Origin of the sequence: Burkholderia sp. WSM2230 (genome assembly GCF_000472445.1) — a bacterium.
Classification (GTDB): domain Bacteria; phylum Pseudomonadota; class Gammaproteobacteria; order Burkholderiales; family Burkholderiaceae; genus Paraburkholderia.
The window spans coordinates 1-5,408 of sequence record NZ_AXAJ01000028.1 but is presented as its reverse complement, the minus strand read 5'-3'; the positions used below and the strand labels follow the sequence as shown (position 1 = coordinate 5,408).

Annotated in this window: 7 protein-coding genes; 4 read left to right on the top strand and 3 right to left on the bottom strand. The window is 62.8% G+C overall.

The window, feature by feature from the left end; translation table 11 throughout:
* The 3 genes from A3AC_RS29620 to A3AC_RS0128870 all read right to left on the bottom strand — a co-directional run.
* A partial coding sequence (locus A3AC_RS29620; protein ID WP_035476074.1) for a citrate/2-methylcitrate synthase occupies nt 1–356 on the bottom strand: 356 nt, incomplete at its 3' end.
* A gap of 25 nt (nt 357–381) precedes the next feature.
* Entirely contained in the window at nt 382–1,380 is a 999-nt protein-coding gene (locus tag A3AC_RS0128875) for an HpcH/HpaI aldolase/citrate lyase family protein (RefSeq protein WP_025603104.1), read from the bottom strand.
* A 225-nt stretch (nt 1,381–1,605) separates the two neighbouring features.
* Nucleotides 1,606–2,589 carry a malate dehydrogenase gene (locus tag A3AC_RS0128870; RefSeq protein WP_025603102.1) on the bottom strand — a complete coding sequence of 328 codons (984 nt, stop codon included), beginning with the start codon at nt 2,587–2,589 and terminating at the stop codon, nt 1,606–1,608.
* Nucleotides 2,590–3,215: 626 nt separating this feature from the next.
* Between A3AC_RS0128870 and A3AC_RS0128865 the strand changes: the two genes are divergently transcribed.
* The 4 genes from A3AC_RS0128865 to A3AC_RS29615 all read left to right on the top strand — a co-directional run.
* Nucleotides 3,216–4,016 (top strand): GntR family transcriptional regulator, encoded by an 801-nt coding sequence (locus A3AC_RS0128865; protein ID WP_025603100.1) that lies wholly within the window; start codon nt 3,216–3,218, stop codon nt 4,014–4,016.
* A 157-nt stretch (nt 4,017–4,173) separates the two neighbouring features.
* The gene (gene sdhC, locus A3AC_RS0128860; protein WP_025603098.1) at nt 4,174–4,590 is read left to right on the top strand and encodes a succinate dehydrogenase, cytochrome b556 subunit; all 417 of its coding nucleotides are present in this window, start codon (nt 4,174–4,176) and stop codon (nt 4,588–4,590) included.
* A 2-nt stretch (nt 4,591–4,592) separates the two neighbouring features.
* Nucleotides 4,593–4,961 (top strand): succinate dehydrogenase, hydrophobic membrane anchor protein, encoded by a 369-nt coding sequence (gene sdhD, locus A3AC_RS0128855; protein WP_013341961.1) that lies wholly within the window; start codon nt 4,593–4,595, stop codon nt 4,959–4,961.
* Between the two features lie 4 nt (nt 4,962–4,965).
* Nucleotides 4,966–5,408, top strand: a 443-nt coding sequence (locus tag A3AC_RS29615) for an FAD-dependent oxidoreductase (RefSeq protein WP_035475999.1), incomplete at its 3' end; no start/stop codon positions are given.

The window sequence follows — 5,408 nt, the reverse complement described above, 5'->3', positions numbered from 1 at the left end:
GTGCCGAGCACCGAGACGCCGGTACGCATCACGTCCATGGGATGCGCGGCCGCGGGAATCCATTCGAGCGCGGCTTTGACGTTCGCGGGCAGGCCGCGCAGCGCCTTCAGCTTCGCCTTGTAGGCGGTGAGCTCGGCCTGCGTGGGCAGCTTTTCATGNACGAGCAGATAGGCGATCTCTTCAAACTCGCAATTGCCCGCAATGTCGAGAATGTCGTAGCCGCGATAGTGCAGGTCGTTGCCGGTCTTGCCGACCGTGCACAGCGCCGTGTTGCCCGCGGTCACGCCGGACAGCGCGACGGATTTTTTCGGTTTGAAGCCGCCTTGTGCGTCGACGGTTTGCGTTGTCTCGCTCATCTGCCGCTGTCTCCTGTTTGCATGCTCATTGCTCCGCTTCCCCGAAAAGCGGCGCGGCGTCTCGCGGAACGGCGCGGCCCGTGGAGCGCGCGCGACGCAGCACCGACCAGTAATAGCGGTAGCTCGCGCGGTCATGCAAGGTGTCGCGGTGGCGCGTCGGTCCCCATTGCGCGGATTGCGCGGCCAGCAGTATGTCGGTGGCGGTCGCGATTTCTTCGTCGCGCGGCGCGAACGCGGCCACGATTGCTTCGATCTGCGCGGGGTGAATGCTCCACATGCGCGTGTAGCCGAACTCGTTGCGAGCCCGCGCGGCGTCGTTGGCGACCACGCTCATATTGCGCACTTCCGTGCTCACATTGTGCGACGGCACCTTGCCGTGCGCGTGGCACGCAGCCGAAATCTCGAGCTTCGCGCGCCGCACCAGCGGATGATCGAACTGGCCGGGCGAACGCATTGCCGTGTCGGGAATCGCGCCGTCGTGCGCGGAAACGAAATCCATCAGGCCGAAGCTCAATGCCTGCACGCCCGGCAACGCCGCCAGATCGAACACGCGCGTCAGCGCGCCGTGAGTTTCCACGAGCAGTTGAACCGGAACCGGATTAGCAACGCCGAGCTCGCGCCGCGTGGCCTCGATAAACGCGACCATTTCGGCGGCGTCGGGCACGTTACGGATTTTGGGCAGCGTGATGTAGGCGGGCGCTCGTCTTGCGGCGCGCAGAATCAGGCGGACGTCGTCGCGCCAATGCGGGTGGTTGAAGTCGTGAATGCGCACGCCGACGCGCCCAAACCGATCATGTTCACTGCCGATGAACGACGCGACGAGTTCCGCGTGTTCCGCTTCACGGCCCACTTGCGCGCCGTCTTCACAGTCGAGCGTGATGTCGAACACCGGTCCGAGCTGCTGTTGCAACGCGAGCGATTTCAGCATCAGCTTCTCGCTGCCGGCGTAATGATCGCAGGCAGGCAGCACAGCGGGCGGCACTTCGCCGTCAAACAGCACTTCGGCGGGTGTGAGGGCGCGCATCTTCGGCGTCAGTGGCGTGGATTTTGTTGAGGGAAAACCGATTCGGGCGCGCTCTGTGCAGGCGTACACGCTGACATGGAAAGCGCGCTCGGATCGGGTGCGAATGGCTGGAATCGCTCAAACTGTTCGGTTCGCCCGATTAGCGCAAGCAGCTCCGTTCGCACGAAAAAAACCGGAACCCGCCGCGTTGACGCCACGGAGTTCCGGTTGTTTCGCATCAGGTGCTTAGCCGAGCAGATGCTGAACGCCTTCGCGTTCTTCCAGCAGTTCCTGCAGCGTGCCGTCCATCTTCTCGCGCGAGAACGCGTCGATTTCCAGGCCTTCCACGCGCTTGTACTCACCGTTTTCGCAGATCACCGGCACACCGTAGATGATGTCTTCGGGAATGCCATACGAGCCGTCCGACGGAATACCCATGGTGACCCACTTGCCGTTCGTGCCGAGCACCCAGTCGCGCACGTGGTCGATTGCAGCGTTAGCCGCCGATGCCGCCGACGACAGGCCGCGCGCCTCGATAATCGCCGCGCCGCGCTTGCCGACGGTCGGGATGAACGTGTTGCGGTTCCATTCGTCGTCGTTGATCAGCTTGGTCAGCGACTCGCCTTCGGCGGTCGCGAAGCGGAAGTCGGGGTACATGGTCGGCGAGTGGTTGCCCCACACAGCCAGCTTTTCGATGGACGCCACCGGCTTGCCCGACTTCGCAGCCAGTTGCGACAGCGCACGGTTGTGGTCCAGGCGCAGCATGGCGGTGAAGTTCTTCTTCGGCAGATCCGGCGCCGACTTCATTGCGATGTAGGCGTTCGTGTTGGCCGGGTTGCCGACCACCAGCACCTTCACGTCGCGGCTTGCGACTTCGTTCAGCGCCTTGCCCTGAACCGTGAAGATTTCGGCGTTGGCCGACAGCAGGTCCTTACGCTCCATGCCTTTCGAACGCGGACGCGCGCCGACCAGCAGAGCGACGTCGGCGTCTTTGAATGCGACCTTCGGGTCGTCCGTGATCACGACGCCCGACAGCAGCGGGAACGCGCAATCATCCAGTTCCATCACGACGCCTTTCACGGCGCCTTGCGCTTGCGGCAGGTCGAGCAGCTGCAGGATAACCGGCTGGTCCTTGCCGAGCAGATCACCATTGGCGATGCGGAACAGCAGGGAGTAAGCAATTTGACCTGCGGCGCCAGTGACGGCAACGCGCTTTGCGGGCTTAGCCATTGAGAAATCTCCAGGACGATGCGTTAGACGCTAGGGAAAACGCCATTCTATATGCGCGTTCAGCGAAGCGTTGTGAAACACGGCGGAATTCACAGTTCGGCGGACGGCCCGCTGCCGGTCCATTGGTTGGTCCATTAATTGGTCCATCGCCTGGTCCGTTAATTGCGGGCCGAAAGCGGCGCTGCGGCAAGACCGCCATGTCGGAAATCTGTACTGCCGAGCCCTCTCAGGCCAGCGCTTAGCGCCAGTGCCACCGGCGTATGAAGCGTGGACAGGGGCCGGTGTTTTCTGAAAGAACGGGGCGGACATTGAGGCGCCGGGGTAGCCGCTGCACGGTGCGGGCTCCCGCAAACAGCGCGTTTCGGCAAGCGTCTGACCAACGAATGGCGGCGAATCGAAACCTGGACTGCGTGGGAACAGCGTAGTGCAGAGCGGCTGCCGGTGCGTCGCGGCGCTGCCAAACCAGATGCAGCCCGCAACCGCCAAAAAACCCGCAAACCCTTGCTCGACAAGGAGTGTAGGAGTCGGCAGGCTCAAAGTCAACATTATCTTATGTCTTATATAAGACACATCTATTGCGGGGGAAATGCTGGACGCGACCCAGCCCTTTATGATGAAATGCGCGGATGAATTCGAACCCGGCCAACACCACGAATCCGGGCGGCCAGGCGGCCGCCGGCGAAGGTGTATCCGCGGCCGTCCCCGCTGCGTCGCCTACTTTCAGTCCGCTGTACCAGCAGATCAAGGGGCTGATAACGCAAAGCCTGGAAAGCGGTGAGTGGAAACCCGGCGAGATTATTCCTAGTGAAGTCGAATTGGCGGCGAGATACAAGGTCAGTCAGGGCACGGTGCGCAAAGCAATCGACGAACTGGCTGCCGAAAACCTGCTCGTGCGCCGCCAGGGCAAGGGCACATTCGTTGCAACGCACAACGAAGATCGCGCGCAGTTTCGCTTTCTGCGCCTGCTCGCTGACGACGGCGCCGAGCATCCGCACGTCAGCCGCCTGCTCGAATGCCGGCGTTTGCGCGCGTCGGCCGACATCGCGCGACAACTGGAGCTCAAACCCGCCGATCCCGTTGTGCTGATCAAGCGTCTGCTGCAGTTCGACGGCGAAGTCACCGTGCTCGACGAGATCTGGCTGCCCGGCGCCGTGTTTCGCGGGCTCACGCTGGAGCGGTTGTCGGAGTACAAGGGTCCTCTTTACGCGATGTTCGAGACGGAGTTCGGCACGCGCATGATCCGCGCCACGGAGAAAATCCGCGCGGTTGCGGCCGAGCCTTCGGTTGCCGATCTGCTGCAGGTGCCGCCTGGTTTTCCGCTGCTGTCGGTCGAGCGCGTGTCGTACACATACGGGGACCGGCCGGTGGAAGTCCGGCGAGGTTGGTATGTCACAACCGGCTACTACTATCAGAACGACCTGAGCTGAGCCGGGTTGGATCGAGGGCGCGGCGTCCCACGCGCGCGCCTTGTGCCGGCGTCTTTATTGCGCGCGCTGTAACGGACCTGTCGGGGTTTTCGCTGCAGCGCGAAATGAAAAGGCGCTAAAATCGCGGATTGGTGTGACTACATAGCAGGGGTCTAGCATGGCTGAAGCGGTAAAAAAACCGAGGCCGGAATTCCGGAACATCGGTATCGGGCAGATATTGACGGCGTATCGCCTGCCTCTTGCAGGGCGCGTGTCGATCCTGCATCGCGTGAGCGGCGGCCTGCTGTTCGTCGCCCTGCCGTTCCTGCTTTACCTCTTCGACCAGAGCCTGACCTCCGAGCTGAGCTTCGAGGGCTTCAGGGCCTTTTTCTCCAACCTCATCGTCAAGCTCGTCGTGCTGGTGCTCGGCTGGGCCTACCTGTTCCATTTCTGCGCGGGCGTGCGCCATCTGCTGATGGACACCAACCACGAAGCGGTCACGAAAGAAAAGGGCAAGCAGACCTCGATCGTGGTGTTCGTCGTGTCGTCGCTGCTGACTCTCGCCTTCGCGCTCAAACTCTTCGGAGCATTCTAAAAATGGCAGCCCCTAACCGGATCGGCTCAAAGCGCCTCGTCGTCGGCGCGCACTACGGCCTGCGCGACTGGCTCGCGCAGCGCCTCACCGCCTGCGTGATGGCCATCTACACGGTGATCCTGCTCGCCTGGTTCTTCGGCGCGCGCGACTTTTCCTACGAGGGCTGGGCCTCGATCTTCGCCACCCAGTGGATGAAGCTCGCCACCTTCGTCACGCTGCTCTCGCTGTTCTATCACGCGTGGGTCGGCATCCGCGACATCTGGATGGACTATGTGAAGCCCGTTGGCACGCGCCTGTTGCTGCAGGCGCTGACGATCGTCTGGCTGCTCGCGTGTGCGGGCTACGCTGCGCAGATTCTCTGGAGAGTATAAAAGCATGGCTGCAATCAGGAATGCCCTGCCGCGTCGCAGGTTCGACGTGGTCATCGTCGGCGCGGGCGGCTCGGGAATGCGCGCGTCGCTGCAACTGGCGCGCGCCGGTCTGTCGGTGTGCGTGCTCTCGAAAGTGTTTCCCACGCGCTCGCACACGGTCGCCGCACAGGGCGGCATCGGCGCCTCGCTTGGCAACATGAGCGAGGACAACTGGCACTATCACTTCTACGACACGATCAAGGGCTCNGACTGGCTNGGCGACCAGGACGCGATCGAGTTCATGTGCCGCGAAGCGCCGAACGCCGTCTACGAACTCGAGCACTTCGGCATGCCGTTTGACCGCAACGCGGACGGCACGATCTACCAGCGCCCGTTCGGCGGCCACACCGCGAACTATGGCGAAAAGCCCGTGCAGCGCGCCTGCGCGGCGGCTGACCGCACCGGTCA